25 protein-coding genes are annotated in these 25,259 nt (G+C 30.6%); 3 read left to right on the plus strand and 22 right to left on the minus strand.

What is annotated here, in order from left to right; all coding sequences use genetic code 11:
- Nucleotides 1–50 precede the first annotated feature (50 nt).
- Both ACREWB_RS14230 and hflX read right to left on the minus strand, forming a co-directional pair.
- Nucleotides 51–572, minus strand: a complete 522-nt coding sequence (locus ACREWB_RS14230; RefSeq protein ID WP_431548106.1) for a hypothetical protein — start codon at nucleotides 570–572, stop codon at nucleotides 51–53.
- A gap of 122 nt (nucleotides 573–694) precedes the next feature.
- Nucleotides 695–2,482, minus strand: coding sequence for a GTPase HflX (gene hflX / locus ACREWB_RS14235; protein ID WP_431548107.1), 1,788 nt, complete (start codon nucleotides 2,480–2,482; stop codon nucleotides 695–697).
- Between the two features lie 122 nt (nucleotides 2,483–2,604).
- On the opposite strand from hflX, the gene hpt reads away from it, so the two are divergent.
- Nucleotides 2,605–3,132: a hypoxanthine phosphoribosyltransferase gene (gene hpt, locus ACREWB_RS14240; protein ID WP_431548108.1), complete on the plus strand. Its 528-nt coding sequence runs from the start codon at nucleotides 2,605–2,607 to the stop codon at nucleotides 3,130–3,132.
- 36 nt (nucleotides 3,133–3,168) lie between these two features.
- On the opposite strand, the gene yunB is transcribed toward hpt, so the two are convergent.
- Nucleotides 3,169–3,834: a sporulation protein YunB gene (gene yunB / locus ACREWB_RS14245; protein ID WP_431548367.1), complete on the minus strand. Its 666-nt coding sequence runs from the start codon at nucleotides 3,832–3,834 to the stop codon at nucleotides 3,169–3,171.
- Nucleotides 3,835–4,025: 191 nt separating this feature from the next.
- On the opposite strand from yunB, the gene ACREWB_RS14250 reads away from it, so the two are divergent.
- On the plus strand, nucleotides 4,026–6,494 hold the full coding sequence (locus ACREWB_RS14250) for a transglycosylase domain-containing protein (protein WP_431548109.1): 2,469 nt from the start codon (nucleotides 4,026–4,028) through the stop codon (nucleotides 6,492–6,494).
- An 86-nt stretch (nucleotides 6,495–6,580) separates the two neighbouring features.
- Here the strand turns inward: ACREWB_RS14250 and spoVAE are convergent, their stop codons facing one another.
- The 17 genes from spoVAE to ACREWB_RS14335 form a co-directional block, all read right to left on the minus strand.
- Nucleotides 6,581–6,940 (minus strand): stage V sporulation protein AE, encoded by a 360-nt coding sequence (gene spoVAE / locus ACREWB_RS14255; RefSeq protein WP_431548110.1) that lies wholly within the window; start codon nucleotides 6,938–6,940, stop codon nucleotides 6,581–6,583.
- On the minus strand, nucleotides 6,941–7,957 hold the full coding sequence (gene spoVAD / locus ACREWB_RS14260) for a stage V sporulation protein AD (RefSeq protein ID WP_431548111.1): 1,017 nt from the start codon (nucleotides 7,955–7,957) through the stop codon (nucleotides 6,941–6,943).
- A 6-nt stretch (nucleotides 7,958–7,963) separates the two neighbouring features.
- The gene (gene spoVAC / locus ACREWB_RS14265; RefSeq protein WP_431548112.1) at nucleotides 7,964–8,416 is read right to left on the minus strand and encodes a stage V sporulation protein AC; all 453 of its coding nucleotides are present in this window, start codon (nucleotides 8,414–8,416) and stop codon (nucleotides 7,964–7,966) included.
- Nucleotides 8,417–8,558: 142 nt separating this feature from the next.
- Nucleotides 8,559–9,314 (minus strand): RNA polymerase sporulation sigma factor SigF, encoded by a 756-nt coding sequence (sigF, locus tag ACREWB_RS14270; RefSeq protein ID WP_431548113.1) that lies wholly within the window; start codon nucleotides 9,312–9,314, stop codon nucleotides 8,559–8,561.
- Nucleotides 9,315–9,324: 10 nt separating this feature from the next.
- Nucleotides 9,325–9,753 (minus strand): anti-sigma F factor, encoded by a 429-nt coding sequence (gene spoIIAB, locus ACREWB_RS14275; protein WP_431548114.1) that lies wholly within the window; start codon nucleotides 9,751–9,753, stop codon nucleotides 9,325–9,327.
- Between the two features lie 13 nt (nucleotides 9,754–9,766).
- Nucleotides 9,767–10,102, minus strand: a complete 336-nt coding sequence (gene spoIIAA, locus ACREWB_RS14280) for an anti-sigma F factor antagonist (RefSeq protein WP_431548115.1) — start codon at nucleotides 10,100–10,102, stop codon at nucleotides 9,767–9,769.
- A gap of 402 nt (nucleotides 10,103–10,504) precedes the next feature.
- Complete coding sequence (locus tag ACREWB_RS14285; RefSeq protein WP_431548116.1) at nucleotides 10,505–10,915, minus strand: MaoC family dehydratase; 411 nt, start codon at nucleotides 10,913–10,915, stop codon at nucleotides 10,505–10,507.
- Nucleotides 10,916–10,958: 43 nt separating this feature from the next.
- Nucleotides 10,959–12,263 (minus strand): acyl-CoA reductase, encoded by a 1,305-nt coding sequence (locus ACREWB_RS14290; protein WP_431548117.1) that lies wholly within the window; start codon nucleotides 12,261–12,263, stop codon nucleotides 10,959–10,961.
- Nucleotides 12,260–13,372, minus strand: a complete 1,113-nt coding sequence (locus ACREWB_RS14295; RefSeq protein ID WP_431548118.1) for a LuxE/PaaK family acyltransferase — start codon at nucleotides 13,370–13,372, stop codon at nucleotides 12,260–12,262. Before ACREWB_RS14295 ends, ACREWB_RS14290 begins: the two co-directional genes overlap by 4 nt.
- Before the next feature lie 20 nt (nucleotides 13,373–13,392).
- Nucleotides 13,393–14,871, minus strand: coding sequence for an AMP-binding protein (locus ACREWB_RS14300; RefSeq protein WP_431548119.1), 1,479 nt, complete (start codon nucleotides 14,869–14,871; stop codon nucleotides 13,393–13,395).
- Nucleotides 14,868–15,110 (minus strand): acyl carrier protein, encoded by a 243-nt coding sequence (locus tag ACREWB_RS14305; protein ID WP_431548120.1) that lies wholly within the window; start codon nucleotides 15,108–15,110, stop codon nucleotides 14,868–14,870. Before ACREWB_RS14305 ends, ACREWB_RS14300 begins: the two co-directional genes overlap by 4 nt.
- Nucleotides 15,111–15,199: 89 nt before the next feature.
- Nucleotides 15,200–16,954: an Eco57I restriction-modification methylase domain-containing protein gene (locus ACREWB_RS14310; protein WP_431548368.1), complete on the minus strand. Its 1,755-nt coding sequence runs from the start codon at nucleotides 16,952–16,954 to the stop codon at nucleotides 15,200–15,202.
- 174 nt (nucleotides 16,955–17,128) lie between these two features.
- The gene (locus tag ACREWB_RS14315) at nucleotides 17,129–17,764 is read right to left on the minus strand and encodes a cyclodeaminase/cyclohydrolase family protein (protein ID WP_431548121.1); all 636 of its coding nucleotides are present in this window, start codon (nucleotides 17,762–17,764) and stop codon (nucleotides 17,129–17,131) included.
- Between the two features lie 245 nt (nucleotides 17,765–18,009).
- Nucleotides 18,010–18,870, minus strand: coding sequence for a DMT family transporter (locus ACREWB_RS14320; protein ID WP_431548122.1), 861 nt, complete (start codon nucleotides 18,868–18,870; stop codon nucleotides 18,010–18,012).
- Nucleotides 18,871–19,044: 174 nt separating this feature from the next.
- The gene (locus ACREWB_RS14325; protein ID WP_431548123.1) at nucleotides 19,045–19,593 is read right to left on the minus strand and encodes a nitroreductase family protein; all 549 of its coding nucleotides are present in this window, start codon (nucleotides 19,591–19,593) and stop codon (nucleotides 19,045–19,047) included.
- A 52-nt stretch (nucleotides 19,594–19,645) separates the two neighbouring features.
- Nucleotides 19,646–20,749: a glycosyltransferase gene (locus ACREWB_RS14330; RefSeq protein WP_431548124.1), complete on the minus strand. Its 1,104-nt coding sequence runs from the start codon at nucleotides 20,747–20,749 to the stop codon at nucleotides 19,646–19,648.
- 20 nt (nucleotides 20,750–20,769) lie between these two features.
- Nucleotides 20,770–21,489, minus strand: coding sequence for a WecB/TagA/CpsF family glycosyltransferase (locus tag ACREWB_RS14335; RefSeq protein WP_431548125.1), 720 nt, complete (start codon nucleotides 21,487–21,489; stop codon nucleotides 20,770–20,772).
- A gap of 294 nt (nucleotides 21,490–21,783) precedes the next feature.
- Between ACREWB_RS14335 and ACREWB_RS14340 the strand changes: the two genes are divergently transcribed.
- The gene (locus ACREWB_RS14340; RefSeq protein ID WP_431548126.1) at nucleotides 21,784–22,791 is read left to right on the plus strand and encodes a cell wall-binding repeat-containing protein; all 1,008 of its coding nucleotides are present in this window, start codon (nucleotides 21,784–21,786) and stop codon (nucleotides 22,789–22,791) included.
- A 112-nt stretch (nucleotides 22,792–22,903) separates the two neighbouring features.
- On the opposite strand, the gene ACREWB_RS14345 is transcribed toward ACREWB_RS14340, so the two are convergent.
- On the minus strand, nucleotides 22,904–24,040 hold the full coding sequence (locus tag ACREWB_RS14345) for an O-antigen ligase family protein (RefSeq protein WP_431548127.1): 1,137 nt from the start codon (nucleotides 24,038–24,040) through the stop codon (nucleotides 22,904–22,906).
- A 271-nt stretch (nucleotides 24,041–24,311) separates the two neighbouring features.
- A complete protein-coding gene (galU, locus tag ACREWB_RS14350) occupies nucleotides 24,312–25,223 on the minus strand; it encodes a UTP--glucose-1-phosphate uridylyltransferase GalU (protein WP_431548128.1) in 912 nt (303 codons plus the stop codon).
- Nucleotides 25,224–25,259: the final 36 nt, after the last annotated feature.

Here is a 25,259-nt window from a genome sequence, read left to right on the forward strand (position 1 = left end):
AATAAAGAGAATCAAGTTAAAATAAACCTGTTCTCTTTATTATTATGTTACTATTTGCAATCACACTTTGCTAGTTTAATCAAGTTATCGATTTTACATTTTAATACTTTAATTAAATCTCCGGCTATATCATCAATACTATCCGTTAAATCTAGCGCCTGTTTTATGTTTGATGTATGGCCAAAATTCGTACTTGCAATATTACTTGCAGTGTTCGAAAAATTATTAGATGCAAATGATAGAACAGTTAAAGTGTCTATTAATGGTCTCACATCATTTTCAAAATATGCCCTTTCTCTAAAATCTAGTTGTAATCTATCTAATTCAAATCTTAAAATATTCATATTTAAAACTTTATCTGCCAATGAATTAATACTACAATCATCAGTGGAACCAGTTACTCCAGCAGCGCCAGATATTGTCTCATTTACAGAAGAACCTAGCGGGAGGTTCTTTAATTGCTCATAAATAATATCTAGGATTCTTTTTTCACTGTAATTATTCACATCATCTTGTGCTGATTTTTTATCTACTTTGTTGCCATTACCTGAATTTGGTTTTTCCTCTTTCATATCTACTCCTAAATCCTAAGATAAGTACTATAGATTTACTGAACATCTTATATAATTATATAATCATTTAGTGTCTTTTATTACACATATGATTATTTTTTAATTATTAATAGCAGTTCAAGCTACACTAAAATATATTTTTCACACTTATTGTAAACTTCCGAGTCTCCTTGGACTGACATAACTGTTCCCTCTTCATTATATTCTTCCGATTCCACCTTTGATCCCCTATGTAAATAAGCCACCATTGCTTGATCGGTATAAGGGATTAGCACCTTAAAACTCTTAAGCGTATATGGAAGGTCTTTGCAAGCTTCTAATAATAACTCCTCTAGGTTAGTCCCAAATTTAGCTGATATTTCAATAGATTTAATATTTTTATATTTTTCTTTAATCATTAAAATATTCTCTTGTGAGGCCTTATCAATTTTATTTAAAAGAAGTATCATTGGCTTATCAAATGCATTTAATTCTGTTAAAACTTCATGTACAGCCTCTATCTGTAGCTCAGCATTACTAGAAGATACATCTACTACATGCATTAACAAATCTGAATGTACCACTTCTTCAAGTGTTGATTTAAAAGCTTCCACTAAGTCATGGGGAAGTTTCCTTATAAATCCTACTGTATCTGTTACTGCTGCCACTCTATTATCAGGTAATAATAATGCTCTTGTTGTTACGTCTAAGGTTGCAAAAAGCATATCTGCTTCAAACACTTTATCCTTTTGTACAACACTTTTAAGTGCTGCCAACTCACATAATGTGTTTCTAAGTGTGGATTTTCCAGAATTAGTATACCCTACTAAAGAAACTTTTGAAATACTTTCCCTACTTCTTTTTTCCCTTTGAACCCCTCTAATGTTTCTTATTTTTTCCAGTTCTTTATTTAATTCAAAAATACCATCTCTTATTCGTCTTTTGTCAATTTCTAATTTTTTCTCTCCAGGACCCTTTGTTCCAATTCCCGCACCAGTTCGTGATAACATTGTTGAAAACCCAGTTAAACGTGGCAATCTATATTTTAATTGTGCAAGTTCAACTTGAATTTTTGCCTCCCTAGTCTTAGCTCTTCTCGCAAATATCTCTAGTATTAGTGTTGTTCTATCTATTACTTTACAACCAAGTACCTCTTCCAAATTTCTAACTTGTGAACCTGATAATTCATCATCAAAAATAACTAAATTTGCTCTTAGCGCTTGCCTTATAATGCCGATTTCTTCTGCTTTACCGCTGCCTATGTATAAAGCTGGGTCTATTTTGTGCTTCTTTTGAAGTATTGCATCTACAGTTTCCACATTACAAGCCTTTGCAAGTTCTCTAAGTTCTATTAAATCCTCTTCACTTTCAATTCCTACTAAAACAGCTCTTTCTGCATCATCTTCAAGAATTTCATGTGTTTTCATCAATTTTTCCGTATGTTTAATTTTATCCGCTATATCATATTCCATTATTTCGTTTATATTTAGAGGTCCTATTTCCTCTTCTATTAAAATATTATTTTCTATTCCACAAAAACCTACGTTATATTTTAAGATCTCTTTATCTTTTATTCCAATAGCCACAATACAATCTAACTTTAATTTTAAAAGTGCAGACATATCTAGTGCTGATAATCTAGAATTACCATTTGGGTGAGTATGTATTATTTTGACCCCAGATAATCTACTTTCTTTTATATCAATTATAGGAAGTTCCACTGTACTACTGTCACCAATAGCAAGGCTTATTATGTTTCCCTTTCTATCAATTGCTGCACTGACTTCTCTATCTAAAGCTTTCGTTACCTGGACTAATATATCTACTAACTCTTCAGATAAGATACAATCTTTAGAAAGTCTTATCTCAGAAGCAGCTTCTAATTTGTTTAAAATTGAGTTCTTAACTCCATCAATATTTCCATATATCATCTTAAATCACTCCATTCTAGTAATATTTAAATATTTTTTCCTATTCTTATACTTGACAACTATCATATAATTTTATACCATTAAAGCAATATTGTAAATATATATAGAGGGTGGGATTAACATTGGATGATAAAAAAATAAATATTCTTATATCTAAAGAGCAAATTGATGAGCGAATCCAGCAACTTGGTGCAGAGCTTTCAAAAGATTATCATGGTAAAAAATTATATGTTTTATCATTATTAAGAGGTAGTTTTATATATACTGCGGACCTTGTACGTCAAATCACCGTGCCTACAAAAATTGGCTTTATGACAACTTCAAGTTATGGTAATGGTGAGGAATCTTGCGGATCAATAAACGTTGTAAATGATATTCCTGATAACATAGAGGGTTTTGATGTGTTAGTGGTGGATGATATCGTCGATACTGGAATAACTATGGATTGTGTTATGTCACGGGTACGTTCTTTAGGAGCTGCTTCAGTTAAATCTTGTGTTCTTTTAAATAAACCTCTACGACGAAAAATTAATATAACCCCTGATTATTGTTGTTTTGAAATTCCAGATCTTTTTGTAGTTGGATATGGTTTAAATTACGGAGACTATTATAGAAATATTCCCTATGTATTTAATTGGGAAGAAAAATAAAAATAAAGTACGCTATTCGCGTACTTTATTTTTATTTTAATCGTTACCTGAATTAAACCCTGTACCCTTTAAATCTAACTGAATTGCAGTACTGGGTATTTTTCCCACTATAATAGTTTCAGCAATTGGTATTTCGTGAACTACTTCAATATTGTTGCTCCTTAATGGAATAATTACCCTAATAGTAGTTTTTACTTTAACATATATTTTATGCCGTGTTTGATTAATACCTGCACTTTCAAATTCGGAAGAATATTTAGTTTCGACATATCCTATAGGCTGCATTTTTACGGTTATATTAGGTCCATAATAAGATAGAATATTATTTCTTGTTACATAACCTACTGGAAGCTTTATACCTACCACACCTAATTCCTTCAATTGTTTTTGAGACTCTAAAGCCACATCACTTGCTATTTTATTCATTTTTAAAGTATCTGCCTTTAGCATCACAATATTCCCCTGCGAATCTTTATCCACCCTTATAATCTCGTCATAGTTAAATTGTTTGGAATATTCATTAATAATTGCTCTATTAACAATCTCTGTAGCTTTTGATCTCATTTCTGCATCCGCTACTACCATAACTGTTGGCATCACAGTTTTATCAAAAATATATATGAAAACAGTAAAATTTATCATTATTACGAATATAATTAATAATAGCTTAGATTTAGTTTTATTTTTATTTTTAATAATTATCACTTCCATGTAATGTTATACTTTATTATATGTAACACTTTTATTGTAAAGAATTAAATACAATACCAAATTAATTATTTTATATGTTATAATATTAAAAGCTATCATAGTTAAATAATGTGAATTTATATACTTAAAGATAACTATTAATAAATATCATCTACTTCAGGAACATATAAGGAGGATACTTAATGGATAATAATAATAATAGTAGTAATAAAACTAATAAGACTAATAAAACTACTAAGAAGAAAAAAAAGGTAAGTGGGTGGAAAATTTTTAGAACCATTGTTTTTACTGTGTTTTTTATAACGCTAATAATTAGTGTAGCTGTGGGTGGAGTAGTCCTGGCTATGGTAAAAACAGCTCCTAGCTTAGATATTAATGAATTTTTAAAATTAGATGAGCCTTCAATAATACTTGATGACGCTGATAAAAAAGTTGATGAATACATCACATCAGAAAGAAGAGTTAATATATCTATTAAGAATGTACCAGACAATCTTAAATATGCCTTTATAAGTATCGAAGATTTTAGATTTGAATCCCACCCTGGTATTGACGTAAAAAGACTAGGTGGTGCTATATTTAATGATATAAAAATAAAAGTAACGGGTAGTGATGCTAGTCTCCAAGGGGCATCAACCATTACTCAACAATTGGTAAAATACAGAATGTTTTTAGAAGATTCTATGAATAACCGAACTAGTATAAAGCGAAAAATCCAAGAAATGACACTATCCCTTCAGCTTGAGAAAGTTTTGAGTAAAGAGCAAATTTTAGAGACTTATTTAAATACTATTTTCCTAGGAGGAAGAGCACACGGTATAGAAGCTGCTTCACAGCAATATTTTGGTAAATCCATTAACGATTTGTCCTTAAAACAATATGCTTTTATAGCTAGTGCTGCACAAAATCCTACCAATTCATATGCTTTGACTAATAAAGCCTATAAGGCTAAAAAAGTGTTTGTTTCAGCTAGAACAAACGCTGTTCTAGCGAACATGTTCAAGTACGGAAAAATTGATAAGAAACAGTTAGACTTAGCTATTGCAGAAGAATTAAAGTTTAGTTTTCCAACAACAGATGCAAATAAAATGAACTATGAGTATTTTTCTAGACCTGTAATTACTCAAGTTACTGAAGATTTAATGAAAAAATATAGTATTAGCAAAGCAGAAGCACAATCAAGACTTATGTATGATGGATTACAAATTCATTCAACTATGAATACTACGATGCAAAATGCATCACAGAAGCTAATTGATGAAGCAATAAAATCGAATAAAACAAAAACAAAAAATCCAGAACTACAAGCCTCTACTGTTATCATAGATTATCATACAGGTGAAGTTAAAACAATTATAGGAGGACGTAGCGGCCAAGGCCCTATGACCCACAATAGAGCAGCATCTAATAGTTTCTTAAAGGCTCCTGGGTCAACGATTAAGCCTCTAACTGTATATGGGCCAGCGATTGATACAAAGCTCGCTACAGCTTCTACCGTTATTGAAGATTCACCTTTCTCAGATGCGCTTGCGAAAGAGCTTGGTGGTAACAACGGTCCATGGGACCTTAAAAATTCTCCAAATAAATATAGAGGATATACTACTCTAAGAGATTGTTTGAAATATTCTATTAATATAGCAGCAGCAAAAATAGTGCACAATATTGGTATGAAAACTAGTATAGCTTATGGTGAAAAATTCGGACTTGAGCTAAATAAAGCTGATACAGGCAGCATTTCTGCCATAGCCCTTGGAGAATTACACGGAACAAATCCGCTCACTATGGCATCAGCCTATGGTGTCTTTGGTAACAACGGAATGCGTTCTGCTCCAAGGTTATACACCGAGGTAATTGATAGAACTGGCAAAGTATTACTCCAAACAACATATGATCCAAAACCTGTTTTATCCCCACAAAGTGCTTATATAATGTACGATTTATTAAAAGGTCCTGTAACTTCTGGTGGTACTGGAACAAATGCTGGATTTAGTGATATGCCTGTTAGAGGTAAAACTGGTACATCTTCCGATTCAAAAAACTTATGGTTTGTTGGCTTAACTCCATATTACTCTGCAGCAGTTTGGATTGGAACGGATAATGGATTTGATTCAATTACAGGCATTGGTAGTAACGGCGCAGCTGCGGTATGGTCAAAAATTATGAAAAGTGCACATACCTCACTTCCAGTTAAAAATATAGAAAGACCTTCTGGTATATCATCCTATATGGTATCAAAGGATTCAGGAAATATACCTTCAGATTTAACTAATAAAGACCCAAGAGGAAACAGAATTTACTCCGAACTATTTATTAATGGAACTCAACCAAAAACAATTGATTCCATTCATGTTCAGGCTCAAGTTATAAAAGATCCTACTAGTGGCAAATACGTCCTAGCATCAGAATTTTCGCCACCAGATAAGGTTGAAACAAGAGTTTTTATAAGGAGAGACTATAAACCTAAGGTAAAGTTAGAAGATGCTGATTATGTATTACCAACCGCCGTTGATACTTTTTCAAAGGAAATTCCTCCTGTGGTTGAACCTCCAGTAATTGAACCACCAGTGGTTGACCCTCCTGTGGTTGACCCTCCAGTGATTGATCCTCCAGTGGATGACCCTCCAGTGGTTGATCCTCCTATTGACAATTAAGGTAAAGATAAAAGACAGATACTACTACGCCTTAATATAAATAAAAACTGCTATTAAATACAAATTGTATTTGATAGCAGTTTTTTTTACCCTTTAGATTTAGAAGTGAATATTAAAGCCATAACATAACCAAAAAAAATTGCAGCAGTAATGCCACCAGCAGTGCCCTTTATCCCGCCGGTAAACGCTCCTACAAGGCCAGCTTCATCCACTTCCTTCATTACACTTTTAGCCAAACTAAATCCAAACCCTGGAAGCGGTATACTTGCTCCAGCCTTGCCATATTCTATCACTACATCATATACATTTAATGCACCTAATACTACTCCAGCAGTTACAAATAAAACTAATATACGCGCTGGAGTTAATTTAGTAGTGTCCATAAGTATTTGACCTATTACACAAATTATACCCCCAACTATAAAGGACATAATATAATTGTTCATTCACTCGCCTCCAAACTCTATTGAAACAGCATGAGCTACGCCTGGTATTGTTTCTCCCTGTAAAGCAGAAGTTGTACTGAGAAGGGCTCCTGTAGAAACTAACAATATCCTTTTAAACTTGCCCTTTAGCATGTTTTTGTATAAGTAACCTGTTGCCACCACCGCAGAACATCCACAACCACTACCGCCAGCATTAGTTCCTTGTTTTTGTGCATCAAAAATTTGCTCACCACAGTCAATATAACGACCTTTCATATCGTAATTATATTCTAAAAGCAATTCTTCTGTAAATTGTCTTCCTACCATGCCCAAATCCCCTGTGGCAATAATATCATAATCCGAAGGTTTTCTACCCATGTCCATAAAGTGTTGTTTAATGGTATCTACAGCTGCTGGTGCCATAGAAACTCCCATATTGTTTACATCTGTTATTCCGTAGTCTTTAACCTTTCCAATTGTAACATGAGTAACACATGGGAAGTTACCTCTTTTGCCCAAAACCATTGCTCCTGAACCTGTAACTGTCCATTGCGCTGTTGGAGCTCTCTGGCTTCCCATTTCAAGTGGCAATCTATATTGTCTTTCAGCAGCGGAGAAATGCGATGAGGTAGCTGCTACAATGTAATTAGCAAATCCACCTTCCATTATCATTGCCCCCACACTTAATGACTCTGCCATGGTTGAACACGCTCCATAAAGTCCTAAGAATGGTATGTTTAAATCTCTAGCTGCAAAAGTTGAAGAGAATAACTGGTTTAATAAATCCCCTGCTAATAAATAATTTATATCAGTTTCTTTTAATTTTGCTTTTTTTATACTCTCTGATATCGCAGTATACATAAGACTTGTTTCAGCTTTTTCAAAACTTTCTGTACCGTTAAGATCGTCTTCTAAAATTCTATCAAAATACTTTGAAAGTGGTCCCTGCCCTTCCTTGGGACCAACTATATTATAAGTACTAATAATTCTAGGTTTACTCTCAATTTCTACCGTCTGATCACCGATTCTTCTACCCATTTAAAGTCACCACCTAAAAAAATAATATAAAATTCCAACAATTACTGATGAACCAATACCATAAACCAAAACCGGGCCTGCAATAATAAACATTTTAGCTGCTACTCCAAAAACAAAACCCTCTTTTTTAAATTCCATAGCCGGTGCAACAATGGAGTTTGCAAAGCCAGTAATTGGAACAACAGAACCTGCTCCTGCAAAATCGCCTAGTTTGTCATATATACCTATGCCAGTAAGTATAGCTCCTAAAAATATCATAACTATGGAAACGTAAGTCCCTAGTTCATCTTTAGGAACCCCCATACTGGCGAAAATATCGCTGACAAATTGACCAATTACACATATCGTTCCTCCAACCCAAAAAGCATTAAAACAATGCATAACTAAATTAGGTTTAGGATTATTATTAGAATTAAGGCTGTCAAATTTTTTTCTTATTATTTTTTCATCTACTTCCACAAAATGGCCTCCTTATAGTTGAATAAAGTAGTCTCTTTGTTATTGTTTACATTAATATTATTTTTAGTCAAAAAAAATAAGATGAATTTATAAATAAACAACTTCAAATTTGCCTATTGAAGTTGTTTATCTAATTTTCATCTTATCCACTCAATTTTTCTTTCATTATTTTCAAAACTTTCTTTTCTATTCTTGATACCTGTACTTGGCTAATCCCCATCATTTTTGCCACTTGAATTTGTGTATTATCTTTAAAATATCTAAGCATAATTATTTGCCTTGATTTTGCATCAAGTTTTCTAAGTGCTTCTTTAAGAGCTATTTTGTCTAAAACCTCATTATCCTCTTCGTATTTTTCACTTAATTTATCTATTAGTAAAACCGGTGCACCATCCTCTTGGTGTATAGTATCAAATAAATACTGCATATTACTAGCAGATTCTAGTGCATATACTATATCTTCTTTTGATACTCCTGAGAATACCGATAGTTCTTCAATAGTTGGGTCTCTACCCAATTCTTTTGTTAGAGTATCTTTATCATAATGTAATTTTCGCGCAGTATTTTTAACACTTCTACTTACTTTTATAATTCCATCATCCCTAAGAAATCTTTTAATTTCTCCTATTATCATAGGCACGGCGTATGTAGAAAATTTTACATTATATTTAGTATCAAAATTTTTAATTGCTTTTACAAGCCCAATACACCCAATTTGAAAAATATCATCATACTCATAACCTCTATTTAGAAACTTTTTACTAATTGAAGCAGCTAAGGGTAAATTCATTTCTACTAACCTATCTAGTGCACCAGGTTCTCCTATTTTAGCCATTTCAATAAGATGCACATTGTCATCATAATTATAATTATTTTTTCTCACTATTTTTTGATCCATAATATTCCACCTAACTTAAAGGAGTAAATAGTTTTTTCATAATTATACTTGTTCCCCTACCTTTTTCAGACTTCACTTCTAAGCTATCCATAAAAGTATCCATCACAGTAAACCCCATACCTGATCTTTCTAAATCTGGGCGTGATGTGTAGAGTGGTTGAAGAGCTTCCTCTAAATTATCTATTCCTTTTCCTAAGTCGCTTACTATCACTGTTAATTCATTTTCATCAATAGTGGCTTCGATAGTTATCATTTCCTCTTCGCTATCATATCCATGAATAATTGCATTTGTAACTGCTTCTGATACCGCTGTTTTAACATCGTTAATCTCTTCAATTGTAGGATCTAATTGGGTAGCAAATGCTGCTACTGCGACTCTTGCAAATCCTTCATTTTGCGATTTACTTAAAAATTCAATTTTTATTTTATTGTGACACATTTTAATCCCCCCACTAAATATTCTTTACAGCTTGTTCAACGTCATCATATGACATTATAATCTTAAACATTCCTGACAACTCAAACACTCTTTTAACTGAAGATTTAATATTAGTTACACATACTTCTCCGTTTCTCATATGTAACTTTCTGTATCTTCCAATAACTACTCCAATACCTGAACTGTCCATGAAGGACACACCATTAAAATCCATAATTAGCTTGTTGAATCTATCCCTGTCTAAACGATCGTCAATGATATTTCTCACTTCTTCAGCACTATGATGATCTAGTTCTCCTGACATATAAACTATCAATTTATCTTGGTTATTTTCAAAATTTAAATGCATTTTCTTCCCCCCACATAATTTGAAATTAAAATAATTCTCAATAAATATTATTCCTATTTTCTATATTCTACATATTACATAATTTCCCTTCTTTTTTTTGTAATATTTATTCATTTTTTTATATTATACCCATTTTCATGTTTTTTGATACATTATAAGTACTTATTGTGATAAGTTTGTAGAAGATTTAATAAATAACAATAAAAAGTAAAAGCTAATAAGTTATTTTTTAAAAAAATAACATTTGTTGCATAAAAGCAACAAATGTTATAAATATAATTTACTAAAAGATGTTAACGTTGGCACAATATATATATTTTTTACAATACATTTATATTTTTTGCATTTATGCAACGTGTTTCTCTTTTACAACAGTTATTTATCTAATTATTCATATGTTTTTTATTTTAATACTAAAACCTTAGCTATTCCCTTTAAAACTACTTCCTTTTGTTCATTTATACAAAATGTATCAAGTACTAAAATTTTCTTTTTATCAATTATTTCAGTTATAATAACCTTTGCTCTAATGGTTTCACCAATTCTTACTGGTTTTAAAAACTCAAAGCTCTGTTCTAAGTATATATTACCTCCTCCAGGTAACTTTGTTCCAAGCAAAGCTGATATTAATCCCCCAACTAATTGCCCATGAACTATTCTACCTTTAAAAAAAGATTTTTTAGCTTTTTCCTCATCCATATGCATATAATTATAGTCTCCTGTAATTTGTGCATAAAGCTCCACGTCACCTTCTGTAAATTTCTTTACATGCTCTTCACTTTGACCTATATAAAAACTTTTAATATCTGGCATTTTATTCCTCCATTATAAAAAATATAGCATTCTAATAATACAATTAAATCATTCCATTTATATTAAGTGAACACCATCTAACTAATTCACTCATTATTAGTCTTCCATCCCAAGGAGAATCATACAAATTCATATATCCAATTTTAACAACCCTATCTACTCCTAAGGCTGTTACACTATCTGTAAACTCCAAAGTTTTTTTAATATTTTTTGATGCTATCCCAATAGTTTGTATGCTTTTAGTTATCAAAGGGAATACTTCAAATATGTCCTCTATCTCTTTCAAATATATAGTTCGTCCTGTAATAGGCTCTTCCAGCTTTAATTCACTATCAATTAGTATTGTATATTGGAGTCCCTTACTCATATAAATCATCTTATCTAAATTTAGTAAATATTCGCCTCTTTTATTAATTATTTTTGCAGCTACAGCCTCTTCTAATTCTATATCAGTATATCTTTTAATTATTTTTTCAAATTTGCGGCTTAATATCTGTGCTATCTTTTCTACGGGTAACTTGCTTTTCTCTAAAAATAATACTTGTGGAGAAGAACATGCCTTTTGATCAAACGAGATTATATCTGTAATCAAATTTTCTAAGTATTCTTCCATATTATCACTTTCAATAGCTGACCTATCAAAAACTGCAAAAGAATACTTAGGTCCAAAGATTAAATCCTTACAAGTAGCTTTTTTAGGTAAAACAGAAATAGCATCTACAGCTGTTTTTCCACCCCAAACTATTCTTGCATCAGCTTTTAAAGACATTTCAGAATTGTAATACACGTCTTTACTATTAAAATAAATAAGGGCAATATTTTTCAATATAACCTTAGAAGAATAAGTATTTCCATCATATTTAATAACAATATCATCTAAAAGCTTTAATAATTCATATACTTCACTAATGCTTCCCTTAGACACACGAATAATATTTCCATTCTTACATAATATACTCTGAAGCACAGAATAAATTCCCAGTGTAGCTACATTACTAGCCATCCAATGACAAACTATGCCCTTGGGCTGTGCTTTGATATATTTCCCATCCTCTACCTGTACAAAATTATTTAGGTATTCAATATTTCCTAAGTTAAACTTTAGCTGTTTTTCCATATTTACTTTTTTCAAATAAAAGCATAAAAATGGAACACCTTCCATCACTAACACTTGTCTATTTTTTGAAATTTTCTTGCTATATTCATTTATAATAAGTAATATAACTTCTATAGGAAATTCATAAAGCTCAGTAATACCACTTTTTAAGCATGTTTCTATTTTATGAAAGTCTTCCAATTCTATTCCATTATCAAAGAATTGTCCATTTAGTCCATAACAATTTATCATCTTCCTACCTCCCTTTCCGCAAAGGTATCTCCACATCCTCTAATTTCAGCCTTGTCCACTCTAGATTCAAATCTAAAATATTTACCACTTCTACCACAAGGACAATCATCTACACCTAAATATTGACCAATATCCTCAGTTAAAATAGCTTGTGATGGATAACTAGAGCCTAAAATACTCATAACCTCTATAAGCCCTGATTCACCAACCTTCACCTCTTCTAACGTCTGTATATTCCTTATAATTACATCTGCAAAATTTGCTACATGTTTATGTCCACACTCACAATCAACAAAAACTACCCCTACCTGTTCCACCATTCCATAAAAGTCTATAATATTAGATGGATTTGTGTTAAATATTTCCGCTGCAGTCTCTATAAATACTTTTTTTTCTACCTTTTCAGAAATAAGTTTTTTCCACCCACCACTATGTAACAACTTTAATTTGGGCATATCTAACTTTACCCCTTCTTGTTTTAACTCTTTTAAAAATTTGGACCATACTATATATGTAAATCCATAAACTAAAATTTCTTCGTCTTTATACATTGTTTCAAAGTCACGAAGTCTATCTATATTTAATTTAAGCTCTCCATTTTCACTATCCATAACATAAATAATCTTATTACCAAAGGTGCTTACCCCTCTTATTGCCGCACCACGTGCAGTTATAATATCTCCCTTTTTATTGCTGTCTGCACAGTCTATGATAAGCATAGGTCTTCTAGTGCCTCCTAAATAACTTTGAAGTGTACTTATTAACCCCTGTGTTTGTCTTATTGAAGTCCTTTTATCTAAATATATTTTGCTGGGAATTCCCGCAGTAGTGGCACTAGAATTTAACACTCTTACCACCTGATCCATCTCACATATTCTAAGATCAAAATATTTAAACATATTTACTGGTATATATGGAACTTGCTCTAATGTTTTGATACTATTAATATCTATACCTAATTTATCATACATAGCTTTTATGTTTGGATTTTCCATATTGCGTTCTAATTGAGTCAATATAATGTTTAGAAGTAGCTTTTCTTTCTTTTGCTGCTTCATATTAAACTGTTCCCCTAACACTAGCTCATCTATTAATTCTAATTCCTCCATCTAGTTCACTCTCCTCACTTTCACTTAATATCTTTAAGCTTTTTTAATAATACCTTCCCTGAGGAATTTTTAGGAAGTTCCTTTATGAATTCTATATATCTTGGAACTTTATACGATGGCAACTGCTTTTTACAAAAATTTGATATATATTTATAATCTATATTAAATTTGTTTTCTATTAATACTACAAAAGCCTTTACTGCTTCTCCTAAAATATCATCGTAAACTCCAATAACTGCACATTCCACAACCTGAGGAATTTGCGATATTATATTCTCTATTTCCTTAGGACTTATTCTATTGCCACCACTTTTTATAATATTTTTTTCTCTTGAAACTATATATATATACCCCTCATCATCTACTTTTGCTAGATCTCCTGTATATAAGTATCCATTTTTTATAACTTTCGCAGTTTCGCTAATATCATTAAAATAACCTTTCATTATATTACCACCCCGCGCAGCAATCTCACCTATTTCCCCAGGTTTTACTATCTTTCCTTCACCATTTAAAACCACTAGTTCAGTTCCACTAATTCCTTTTCCTATGGAATTCATCTTTTTATTTATTAAATGTGGTGGTAAATAAGATAATCTTGATGTAGCTTCAGTTTGACCATACATTATGAAAATATCTACTCCTTTTAAAATTTCTATAAGCTCTTTTATAAAAACCTCTGGCAGCTTTCCTCCAGCTTGGGTTATGTATCTTAGTGAAGGTAGCTTTGAGCTTTTTATATCGGTCATCCTAAGCAGTATTTGATAATTGCTGGGAACACCTGAAAAGCCTGTACAATTATACTTATTTATATCTTCAATAACTGTTTGTGGAAACATAAATTTATTATTAATAACTATACTTCCACCTACCCTAAAGTGAGTATGTAAAATAGACGTACCGTAGCAATAATAAAATGGAAGTACCATTTCCACTCTATCATGCTTTGTAAGACTAAGATATTCTATTATAGAGTTTGTGTTACACATGAGATTAAAATGAGTAAGCATTACTCCCTTAGGATTTCCTGTGGACCCAGAAGTAAACAGTATTACAGCAACATCTTCTTCTATATTTATATCCACATTATAATTACTTTCCTCCTCAGAAGTAAAATTATACTCACTATGTTCTGTATAAATATCAACATCATCACAAACCAATTGTTCTATTTTAAAAGCAAATTTTTTTTGAGTAAAAATTAACTTAATACTAAGAGAATCAATAATATACTTTATTTGATTACTATTTAAATCCGGATTTATAGGAACACAAATAGCCCCACTTTTAATTATTGCAAAATAATTCTCAATAAAAAAAGCAGAATTTGCTGAAACCAAAAGTACAGCATCCTTTTTAGAGAGCCCCTTGGTTTTTATAAAAGTAGCTCTCTTATTTACATTTTTAAAAATCTCTTTAAAACTTATTTCATTATTAAATATTACGGATGTTTTGTTGTGCTTTGATGAAAACTCGAAAACATAATCAGTAAAGGTCATATTTTAACGCCATATTTTTCAACTATCTTCTTAATACCTCCTACAGTATACATTCTAGAAATATCAACTACCTCCAATGATATATCAAAAATTTCTTCTAAACTTGTTACAAGATCAACATGCCCTAAAGAATCCCAAGAATCTATATCATCTGGTCCTAAATCATCACTTATATCCTCCGCATTTTTTAAATCAAACACATCACATAATACCTTGTTTAGTTTTTCCTTATTATTCATAATAATTCCTCCTAAATAGTAATGATAGTGTAATCACTATCTTTATTTCATATGTAGCAAAATGTGTGCCAACTTTCGTATAAAAAATATTATACTTCTCCAAGTATAATATTTTTCTCTTCTTCATCAAACTTAAAATAATCATAAAGATAATTATCATCTTCGTAATCAATATCTATCATCGTTGGCATACATAATTTCATTAAATTGTTTGGATAATATTCATAAGCATCTTCACCTAGTTTTTTTGCAAAAGTCTTAAAGTAAAATTCATATATTTTACTATTTAATAAATATAATAAGAAATCATAAGTAAACGGTACATTTTCTTTTAATACTAGTGCATACACATCTGCACTAAAGTAACTACCCCTATCAAGGGCGAATCTATTACTGCTAGCTTTGAATGGAAAAACTATCTTTTCACCTTCGAATATGTTTTGTTTTCTACCCCATTGAAGTTCATACCATTTTCTAATACCTTTGACGCATTCTCTTCTTTTTAATAGCTTTTCTTTATGTTTTGCAATATATGCTATGGCACTTGGATACTCTTTTGAGTTATGTATTAAATCAGAATATATTATGTAACTATCTTTTCTTTGGACTACATTTTCCCCTATGTAACTACTCTTAATCCAAGGTTTTATTATGTTTTTTTCTACATATTCTCTTTTAGAAATATCATCTGTCAGAACAAAAGCTTTATCACAGCCAGTTATTACCCCTTGATAACTATTACATATATTACTTAGATGGGTAAAACTCCTTTGTTCTATTTTATTTATTATATTCCTCTGTTTTTCGTCCCTTAAAATCCAACCCTTGTTGTTTAGTTCATTTTTATTAATATAAAATTTATTAAACTCATTTCCCATCTTTAAAAACAAACTGTTGTAAAACTTGCTGTTATTTTTACCCCTTATGTTTATTGGTTTTATAATCTCAATTTCATTTTGCTCTTTTTGCTCATTTGTTATAAACATAATTACAGGGTCTATTCCAACGTTTTTAAATGGTCTTATACCATAAAAATCAATGATTCTGTCAATGGTACATATTTCTTTTAGGACTTTCCGTAAATCTTCTCCACTTGGTGACTCTAAAAAATATCTTGAAGTTATAAACGTAAGCTTTCCCATCTTACTAAGGTCTTCTAGTGCCTTTTTAAAAAAGCAATATGATAAATCACTTTTATCTCTATACACTTCACTATACCTAATTTTTAAGTGTGATGCATATTCCTTATCTATAGATTTTTTACCCACATAAGGTGGATTACCTATAAAGATATCATATTTATTCTCCTTCTCATATAATAAAAAATCTTCATTAAAAATATTGCTACATATATCACCATGGCTTAAATCAAATAAATCTATAACAAGTATTTTTATGGCTATATCATCAATATCAAATCCATATAGATTATGTTTTATTATATGTTCATTAATGCATTTAAACTTTATATTTAAGCTATTTTTTTCGTTGATTGCAGTTAAATTTTCTACATATACATTTCTAAGAAATTTGAAACAAGGAATTAGTAAATTGCCTGTACCACAAGATGGATCCACAACTTTTATATATGGATTGTCTATTATTTGCTGCGCCATTATTGTGTTCTCAATCATATAAGAGGCTATAGGTTCTGGAGTGTACACTGTACCTTTTTCTTTATTGTTTTTGATAAACTCATAATAAACTTCACCAAAGCACTTTTTATGTGATGCTTCAATTTCATTTTTATAATTTCCTAAGGCTACTATTTTAAACATATTGTCTATAGGACTTAGAATAATATTATATAATTCACATATTCTTTGTTTAAACTCATCTAACATCAATTATCTCCCACCTATTTAACTATAGCTTGTGCATGCTTTGTTGTACGCATATATAATATAGGCTACATATAAACTATGCATAGTTAATATGTAGCCTATATTAAAATTATATCATAAATGCTTAATATGTTGAACTTTAATTCGCTATGTATCTTATTTCATAAAAATCTTTTATATACTCTCATTAACAATTGCTAATACTTCATCTCGCTTATTTCTTCCACATTCCACTAATTTTTCACATTTTGAAGCAATCTCTCCTTTATATTTTTCATCTTTAATACTAGAAAGATTTATTTTAACATTTAAAACAGCACTTTCAATAGATGCTTGAAGCATTAAAGCTGCCACTCCAGCATCAGATAGCGCGTTCTTGTTTCCGAGCTCGGCAGCTACTTTTACATGTATATATATTTCATATGACTTTTCTGCAACTTTCAAAGGAATTTCTAAAGCTGCTTTATATCCTTCTTGGATCTTTTTACTTCTTATTCTCTTTTCGTCATCACTTTGTTTAGGAAGTTTAAATGCTGACATCAAAGTTAAAAAAACCTCTGCATCCCTATTCATTAAATCTAAAAATTCTTCCTTATGATTAAGACATTGCTCTAAATTTTTGTCCACAATCATTTTATCTTCCTCACTGTATGCGTTGTATACCTTTTTATCTACAGTTAAATTAAACACCATTGAACATAATGCACTAGCTAAAGATGATCCTAAGGCCGCTACACTTCCTCCTCCTGGCGCAGGTGAATTTGAACCAAGTTCTTTAATAAATTCTCTAACAGTTTTTTGGTCTAACATAATGTGATCTCCTTTCGAAATTTTATTTTTGCAAGTTTATTCTCACTTAAATATGAAATCATGTCATTTTCCCCTTAATTTGTATAATTGTCATAAGTTCTCCTCCCTACGCTACGTATTTTCTTATTAATATTATTATTCTTTATAACCTTGCAATAATCCTCTTTAAAATCAGTTCATAATAGTATTAATATTATTAATTCGTTAATGAATTACTAAGGTGAACTGCTGAAACTTTAATCTAACTAAGCTTTGGTTAATATAACTATTGAAGCTACTATGGTTATACTACCAATTATAATTCTAGCTGAAACAGGCTCCCCTAAAATTAGTATTCCTAGTAGAAGAGCAACAATTGGTTCAAGAGTACTAAAAATCGAAGCTTTGGATGGACCTATTATTCTAACCCCTTCTAAAAATGCTGTTAACGCCACCACTGTTGAAATAAATGCTAATAATAAAATTGCCACAAGCGCATAAAAATGAATATGCATATTTAAATTGTTAGTAGTTATTGCAGCAGCAAACATCACAGTAGCAGATGCACATGAGATGTAAAAAGTTAAAACATAGCTATTAATAACCTTAATTTCCTTTAGAGATGAGCCTAGCACATATAATGAAAATAGTATTGCTGCCATACCTGCGAGTATTAGTCCTTTTAGATTAAAACTTTGGCTTCCCTTATCAATTAAAATAAAAATACCTATTGAAGACATAACCAAAGAAAGTATTTTTCTAGGGTACATCTTTTCTTTATAAACCACATAAGAAAGTAGAGTAACAATAACAGGATATGTATATAAAATCATGGTTGCCATACCAATACTTATATAATTATAGGACATAAATAGGGTAGTAGACGTAAGTGTATATCCTAACACTCCTATTGTAAGGACTAAAAATAATTGTTTTTTAGTTAATTTAAACGATATACCCTTAGATCTTAAATAAAGAAAAACCATAATTGCTGCAAAAAAGAATCTTAGAAATAATGTAGTATAAGTATTTGCGCCTCCTCTATAGGATAATTTTGCAAGTATTGGCATGATTCCAAAAGCAACAGTAGATAAAACAATATATAGAATTCCTTTTATTTTTTCCATACAAATCCCCCTTGTTTAAATACAAATAAAAATCTAGCTTTAATAACTACTAAAATTGTACCATTTTTATATAAAATTTTCATCTATAAATTTAATTAAATATATATTTAACCTTATAAAACAAAACACCTATAAATTAATATAGGTGTTTTGTTTTATCTATAACAAATTTTCTTATTTATCCTTAGTATAAGCATCATTCCAAGCATTCAAAAACACAAATTCTCTTACATCTTTTTTTTCATTATGTTCCTTGCTCTCAGCTATCTCTCCTACAGGGGTTAATGCAACAACTTTGTAATTTTGTGGTATGGACAATGTGTTTTTAATAATATCTTCATCAAGCGCCGCAATCCAACATGTTCCATAGCCCTCATTGGTTGCCGATAATATAAAATGCTCCATAGCTATAGCACTATCCACTAGATAGTACTCTTTGTCTTCTACTTCTCCAGAAGATTCTGGGTTTGCCACTATAATTGCAGTTATTGGTGCTTCTATTATTGACTGAGCTGCTGAATTATCCTTATTCATTATTGCTCTAGATATTTGTTCTAGTTTTGTTTTATCATTTACTAGAATAAATTTGTAAGAAGTATTATTCTTCCATGAAGGCGACATCATAGCTGCGTTGATCATTCTATCTAATTTATCTGTATTTATGGGGGTATTTTTAAATTTTTTAATACTTTTTCTTGTTTTGACTACATCATAAAAATCCATATAATCACACTCCTTTAATTTTAGTATGTGTAATTATTAATAAATAATGTAGTTATTTTTTTAGTATATCATTATATATTTTAAAATATTTTTTTTGAAATTTATCTATAGTAAATTTTTTCATAACAATGTTATATAAATTTTCACCTTTTACTTTTAAATTATTTCTATCTATATACACTTTTTTCATAGTTTCATAAATATTTTCACTATTTTTGTGTTTTATTTTATATCCACTATTTTCATCCAATATACACTCTAAATCTCCCACTTCAGTATATATCAAGGATTTTTTTACAATTCCCGATTCTAAAACCGTTAAAGGTGGCGCTCCACCTTCACTTAAAGATGCCAAAACACTTACATTTGCGGAGTTTATATAATCTATTGGATTGGTCACATTTCCAACCATAATAACTTTTTTTTCTAGTTTTAATTCTACTACTAACTTTTCCAACTCATTTCGCAAATCACCATCACCAACTAAAAGCAATTTTACATCATGGAACTCATGTGATAATTTTTTAAAGGCTAGTATGACTTCCTTATGATTTTTTATAGGATGGAACCTTGCTACCATAACATATACAAAATCCTGCTGGTTTAAATTCAAACTATCTCGTATATTCTCTGGGTTAATCACTATGCTAAAGCCTGTTATCTCTAATCCATTATTTACAACTGATTTACCTCCAGTAATTTTTTTTTCTTCCAATAAATGCTTTAAGTTATTTGATACACAAATATAATTATCAAAACTCTTTAAACCTAGAATACTCAAAGGTGTAAAAAAAATATATTTCATCTTATTGTTAAGAAAATCATACCTAAAATCACTGTGAACTACAGCTACCGTTGGTATACTTATTTTTCTTTTCAAAATTAAATGCATTAGGAAGGGTTTTGCTCCATGGAAACTCACTATACTTATTGAGTTATTTCTTATAAAACGAACTAAGTCCATGTTATTTAATTTTCTACTAAATAGTTCAAAGCTAACATCCATAGCTTTAACTTTTGAGTAAAGCGGTCCTTCTCCCAAACAACCAATTATATTCTCAAAGTTTTTATTAGATTTGCTGCATATGTTTAATACGTGATTTCCACCACCACCATTATCATTACCAGATATGATATGCAAAACTTTAATATGCATCTCCTCCTTCTGAAAATCTCTTATTTAGCTTTATGCTTATCTTTTATAACCATTGTGATAAATTTAGGTATAGATGACAGTCTTTTAATCCTATATGGTTCCTTTGCAACTCTATATAGCCATTCCATCCCTATATTTATCATCCACTTAGGTGCACGTTTGAGATTACCAGCTATAATATCAAAACTTCCTCCAACTCCCATAAATACGCTACAAGGAAGTCTATTCATATATTTAGCTATAAACATTTCTTGTCTAGGACATCCCATTGCAACAAACAGCACTTTCGGATTAACTTCTTCTATTTCCTTTAATATATCCTCACAATTGTCCATTTCAAAATATCCATCATGACTACCTAAAATATCTAATTTTCTATATTTGGTTCTCAAATTAATATTACACATATCAACAGTTTCTTTTGTAGCTCCTAACAAATATATCCCTTGGTTTTCTTTTTCGCATTTTTTCACAATCCGATCCATAAGTTCTATCCCAGCAATTTTTTCTTTCACTGGTTCGTCTACAATTCTTGAACATATTACTGTGCTAATTCCGTCTGGAATGATTATTGAATTTTTACTAGTGAAATTATCTAATAATACATTATTTTGCAGTCCATTAAGGAGCACTTCTGGATTTCCTGAAACAATATGTACTTTTTCAAAATCATCTATACTTTTAAGTAATTCTTCTATATCGCCATTAAAAATCTGGTACTGAAATATTCTGGTTGTCATAAAACCCCTCCACGTAATCTACACTTTGTAGATGCTTTTTATCCCTGTTTATGCAATAATAATATCATATTTTATTACCTATCACAATAACCCTAGCACCAATGGTTAAGTCAACACAAATACTACATATATTATTTGTATTAATTTAAAGGATTTATATATATTAAGTAGAATACTTATCAATAGGATTGTTTATTGGAAAAAAATCATTAAAGTTTCAATCTTACTTTAAGTTAAATATACAAAGTAACTGCCATGGCGCTTTGTAAAAAATGGAAAGGGGCAATTAGAATTATGAATAAAAAAACAAAAGGTTTATTTGCACTAAGCTTAACATTTGCTATGCTACTTACAACTGTAGTATATAGAAGTACAGCCTCAGCAGTGACAGTATTAGGAGGAGATAACAGGTATGCTACCGCTCTAGAAATTGTAAAGGATGGTTGGGCAGCAGGTACAGCCAAAAATGTAGTTATCGCTTCAGGAATGGCATATGCAGATGCTCTTGCTGCCGCGCCTTTAGCATACCAAAAGGAAAAAGCACCTATACTATTAACAGAAAAAAGCAAACTAACCGCAGGAATTTCGGAAGAACTTGTGAGATTAGGAGTTGAAAATGTTTATATTGTCGGAGGTACTGGAGTTGTTTCACAAGCTGTAGAAAATGAACTGAAAAGTAAGGTTCCAACTGTTAAACGCATATCAGGAGTAAATAGATTTGAAACTTCTTTAGAAATAGCAAAGGAAGCATTCGGAATAAAACCCGTAGAAGTAGTTATTACAAATGGTTTATCTTATGCAGATGCTCTTTCAATTTCCTCAATAGCAGCTCAAAAGGGAATGCCAATACTACTTGTTAATAACAGAAGTGAATTATCAAAAATTCAAAAGAACTACATTGCAAACACAACAGTTTATGCAGTTGGCGGAACTGGAGTTCTAAGCGAATCAATTGTTAGCACAGCAAATGCTACTAGAATATCAGGAGATAACCGTTATGAAACAAACGCAGCAATACTTAAACAGTTTCCACAAGATTATAGTAAGGTTTACATTGCAAAAGGTACAAACACTAATCTAGTAGATGCACTTGCAGGTTCAGCCCTTGCTGCTTTAGGCAACAATCCCATAGTCTTGGTTGATAAAAACAGTACAATTATCCCAACTTTAAAAGATGTTATAAAAGAAAATGTAGGTATGAGCAGCACAGAAGTTTTACTTGGTGGAACAGTCTCACAAACAGCAGCAGCTAATATCGAAGAATTAAAACCAGTACCTTTAAAGGTATTATCAATTGATTAATAAAATTCACAAGAGGGTATATCTTAGATATACCCTCTTGTTTTGTGTTTTTAAACTTATTAAATATCGTATTATAATTATGATATTCATCAAATAATGTTTCTCTCATATATCACCTTGTACGAGGGTTTAATAGTGCTTCTGCAGTAGCTAGTAGAAACCAAAAATATGTTGTTGCTTTAGGCACAAAAAATAAATTATCTGATAAATTCATAAATAGAAAAGCAATCAAACTTGCCATTACACCCATATAAAATGGTTTATGGAACGTATCTTTCGTTTTTATATACAATTTTCTAATTCTAAGAAGTGCCGCTATTACTACACCTAAAAAAGAAGCTATTCCGATTATACCCAGCTCACTTTGTACTTTTAAATATGAATTATGAGCTGGAAAATTCCGATATGAATAATATCTAAGTTCCTTATACTTAAATATATATTCATTATACCTGGTAACGAAATTTCCGTTACCAACACCTAAAATCGGATGTTCCTTTATCATCATTAAAGCTGTTTTCCAAAGCTTAATTCTTATTACATTTCCCGACATATCTGTAATGCTTTTAATTCTTTGAAAAACAGAAGGAATAAAGCAAATTATAACACCAAAGCCGCCAAGAGCAAAAATCAACTTATAGCTATAAATTACCGTAAGTACTAATAATCCAAGTACAAAACCTAGTTCTGCATTTCTTGAATATGTCATAAGTATATTTGTAAGTATTAATAATGAGAGTAATATATAAATTATTTTCTTATACTTATTTTTTTCATAAACTCCTAACATAATTACAGGAAAAATTATTAATATTAAATAAGCACCGTAAGCATTGGGGTTATAAAGTGTAGCAGCTATCCTTACACTTTTACCAGATTCATATGCTGTTAAAAATTGTCCCTCCAATGCAAACCCAGTGAAATACTGCACAATGCCTATAGAGCATAAAACAAAAGAAGTAACTACATAACATTTAAGCAAGATATTTATTTTTTTCTTATTATTCAGCTCATATTTTATAATAAAATACATAAATATGTAAGTTAGAAATCTAGCACTTTCTGTTAATGCTAATTTTTTATCTAATGCATAAATAGTAGATACAAGCATCATAGCAAATAATATCACCAGAAATATACTAAGTTTTTCTGTGAAGAAATCTATAATTCCATTAATAAAATTTTCTCTAACTTTCTTTGACACTACTAAATTAATTAAGTAAACAAAAATTATTAATACTAAAATCAAATCAGTATACGGTACTCCTTTAAACGCTATTCTTTGTGGAATCAAAGGTAATAACATAATATAAATACATGTTAATAAAAATAATATATTTCGATAAAAAACCACTTGCGCACCCCATTTCAAATAATAGTCAATATATGGCATTCTTATTTTTACAACGTATAGCTACCATATGTAACCATATTATTATATCCTAAATCTTAATATTTGTATAATTAAAAAAGGCTCAACAATTAATAATTGTTAAGCCTTTTTATCTATCATAGCAATTCTAACCTTTATCTTTATCGCACTTATTATAAATCTCTTTAAACATATCATTATCCTTAATAGTTAAAAGGTATTTCATAAAAGCTTCTTTTAGATCATCCCTTTTAAGTGCATATTCCACAGTTGCTTCTAAAAAACCTTCTTTATCTCCTACATCATATCTTCTACCCTCAAAATTATAAGCGTACATATCTTCCTCTGATATAAGGGTCTTTAAAGCATCCGTAAGTTGTATTTCTCCACCCTTACCAGGCTTAGTATTTTCTAAAATATCAAATATTCTAGGTGTTATTATATATCTACCCAAAATAGCAACATTGGATGGTGATTCGCTCTGCTTAGGCTTTTCTATAACATTATTAACTTTATAAACTCTATCTGCTATATGTGTTCCATCTACTATACCGTATTTAGAAACTTGGTCTAATGGAACTTTTTGAACTCCTAAAATTGAAGTTTGATGTTCTTCGTAACAATCCATAAGTTGTTTTAGGCAAGGCACTTCACTATCTACTACATCATCACCTAACATTACAGCAAAAGGTTCATTACCAACAAAAGTTTTAGCACAGTTTATAGCATGGCCTAGCCCTTTAGGTTCTTTCTGCCTTATGTAATAAATATTTGCCATATTAGATATATCTCTAACCATTTTTAAGACTTCGTCCTTACCAGTTTGCTCTAATTGTAATTCAAGTTCAATGGACTTATCAAAATGGTCTTCTATTGCCCTTTTATTTCTTCCTGTAATAATTAATATTTCCTCAATTCCAGATGCAACTGCTTCTTCAATAATATACTGTATTGTTGGTTTATCAACAATTGGTAACATCTCTTTAGGTTGAGACTTTGTAGCTGGTAAAAATCTTGTACCAAGTCCTGCTGCTGGTATTATAGCTTTTTTTACTCTCATAGTTATTCTCCCCTCAAATAGCATAATTCTAGATTA

Origin of the sequence: Clostridium sp. (assembly GCF_050717635.1) — a bacterium.
Lineage (GTDB): Bacteria > Bacillota > Clostridia > Clostridiales > Clostridiaceae > Clostridium_AD.

Bases quoted from the DNA above. Each gene is read 5' to 3' on its own strand.
- ACREWB_RS14230 (WP_431548106.1), bottom strand. From the start codon at position 572: ATGAAAGAGGAAAAACCAAATTCAGGTAATGGCAACAAAGTAGATAAA.
- hflX (WP_431548107.1), bottom strand. From the start codon at position 2,482: ATGATATATGGAAATATTGATGGAGTTAAGAACTCAATTTTAAACAAA.
- ACREWB_RS14250 (WP_431548109.1), top strand. From the start codon at position 4,026: ATGGATAATAATAATAATAGTAGTAATAAAACTAATAAGACTAATAAA.
- spoVAE (WP_431548110.1), bottom strand. From the start codon at position 6,940: ATGAACAATTATATTATGTCCTTTATAGTTGGGGGTATAATTTGTGTA.
- spoVAD (WP_431548111.1), bottom strand. From the start codon at position 7,957: ATGGGTAGAAGAATCGGTGATCAGACGGTAGAAATTGAGAGTAAACCT.
- sigF (WP_431548113.1), bottom strand. From the start codon at position 9,314: ATGGATCAAAAAATAGTGAGAAAAAATAATTATAATTATGATGACAAT.
- spoIIAB (WP_431548114.1), bottom strand. From the start codon at position 9,753: ATGTGTCACAATAAAATAAAAATTGAATTTTTAAGTAAATCGCAAAAT.
- spoIIAA (WP_431548115.1), bottom strand. From the start codon at position 10,102: ATGCATTTAAATTTTGAAAATAACCAAGATAAATTGATAGTTTATATG.
- ACREWB_RS14285 (WP_431548116.1), bottom strand. From the start codon at position 10,915: ATGCCAGATATTAAAAGTTTTTATATAGGTCAAAGTGAAGAGCATGTA.
- ACREWB_RS14290 (WP_431548117.1), bottom strand. From the start codon at position 12,263: ATGATAAATTGTTATGGACTAAATGGACAATTCTTTGATAATGGAATA.
- ACREWB_RS14295 (WP_431548118.1), bottom strand. From the start codon at position 13,372: ATGGAGGAATTAGAATTAATAGATGAGCTAGTGTTAGGGGAACAGTTT.
- ACREWB_RS14300 (WP_431548119.1), bottom strand. From the start codon at position 14,871: ATGACCTTTACTGATTATGTTTTCGAGTTTTCATCAAAGCACAACAAA.
- ACREWB_RS14305 (WP_431548120.1), bottom strand. From the start codon at position 15,110: ATGAATAATAAGGAAAAACTAAACAAGGTATTATGTGATGTGTTTGAT.
- ACREWB_RS14310 (WP_431548368.1), bottom strand. From the start codon at position 16,954: ATGTTAGATGAGTTTAAACAAAGAATATGTGAATTATATAATATTATT.
- ACREWB_RS14315 (WP_431548121.1), bottom strand. From the start codon at position 17,764: ATGTTAGACCAAAAAACTGTTAGAGAATTTATTAAAGAACTTGGTTCA.
- ACREWB_RS14320 (WP_431548122.1), bottom strand. From the start codon at position 18,870: ATGGAAAAAATAAAAGGAATTCTATATATTGTTTTATCTACTGTTGCT.
- ACREWB_RS14325 (WP_431548123.1), bottom strand. From the start codon at position 19,593: ATGGATTTTTATGATGTAGTCAAAACAAGAAAAAGTATTAAAAAATTT.
- ACREWB_RS14330 (WP_431548124.1), bottom strand. From the start codon at position 20,749: ATGCATATTAAAGTTTTGCATATCATATCTGGTAATGATAATGGTGGT.
- ACREWB_RS14335 (WP_431548125.1), bottom strand. From the start codon at position 21,489: ATGACAACCAGAATATTTCAGTACCAGATTTTTAATGGCGATATAGAA.
- ACREWB_RS14340 (WP_431548126.1), top strand. From the start codon at position 21,784: ATGAATAAAAAAACAAAAGGTTTATTTGCACTAAGCTTAACATTTGCT.
- galU (WP_431548128.1), bottom strand. From the start codon at position 25,223: ATGAGAGTAAAAAAAGCTATAATACCAGCAGCAGGACTTGGTACAAGA.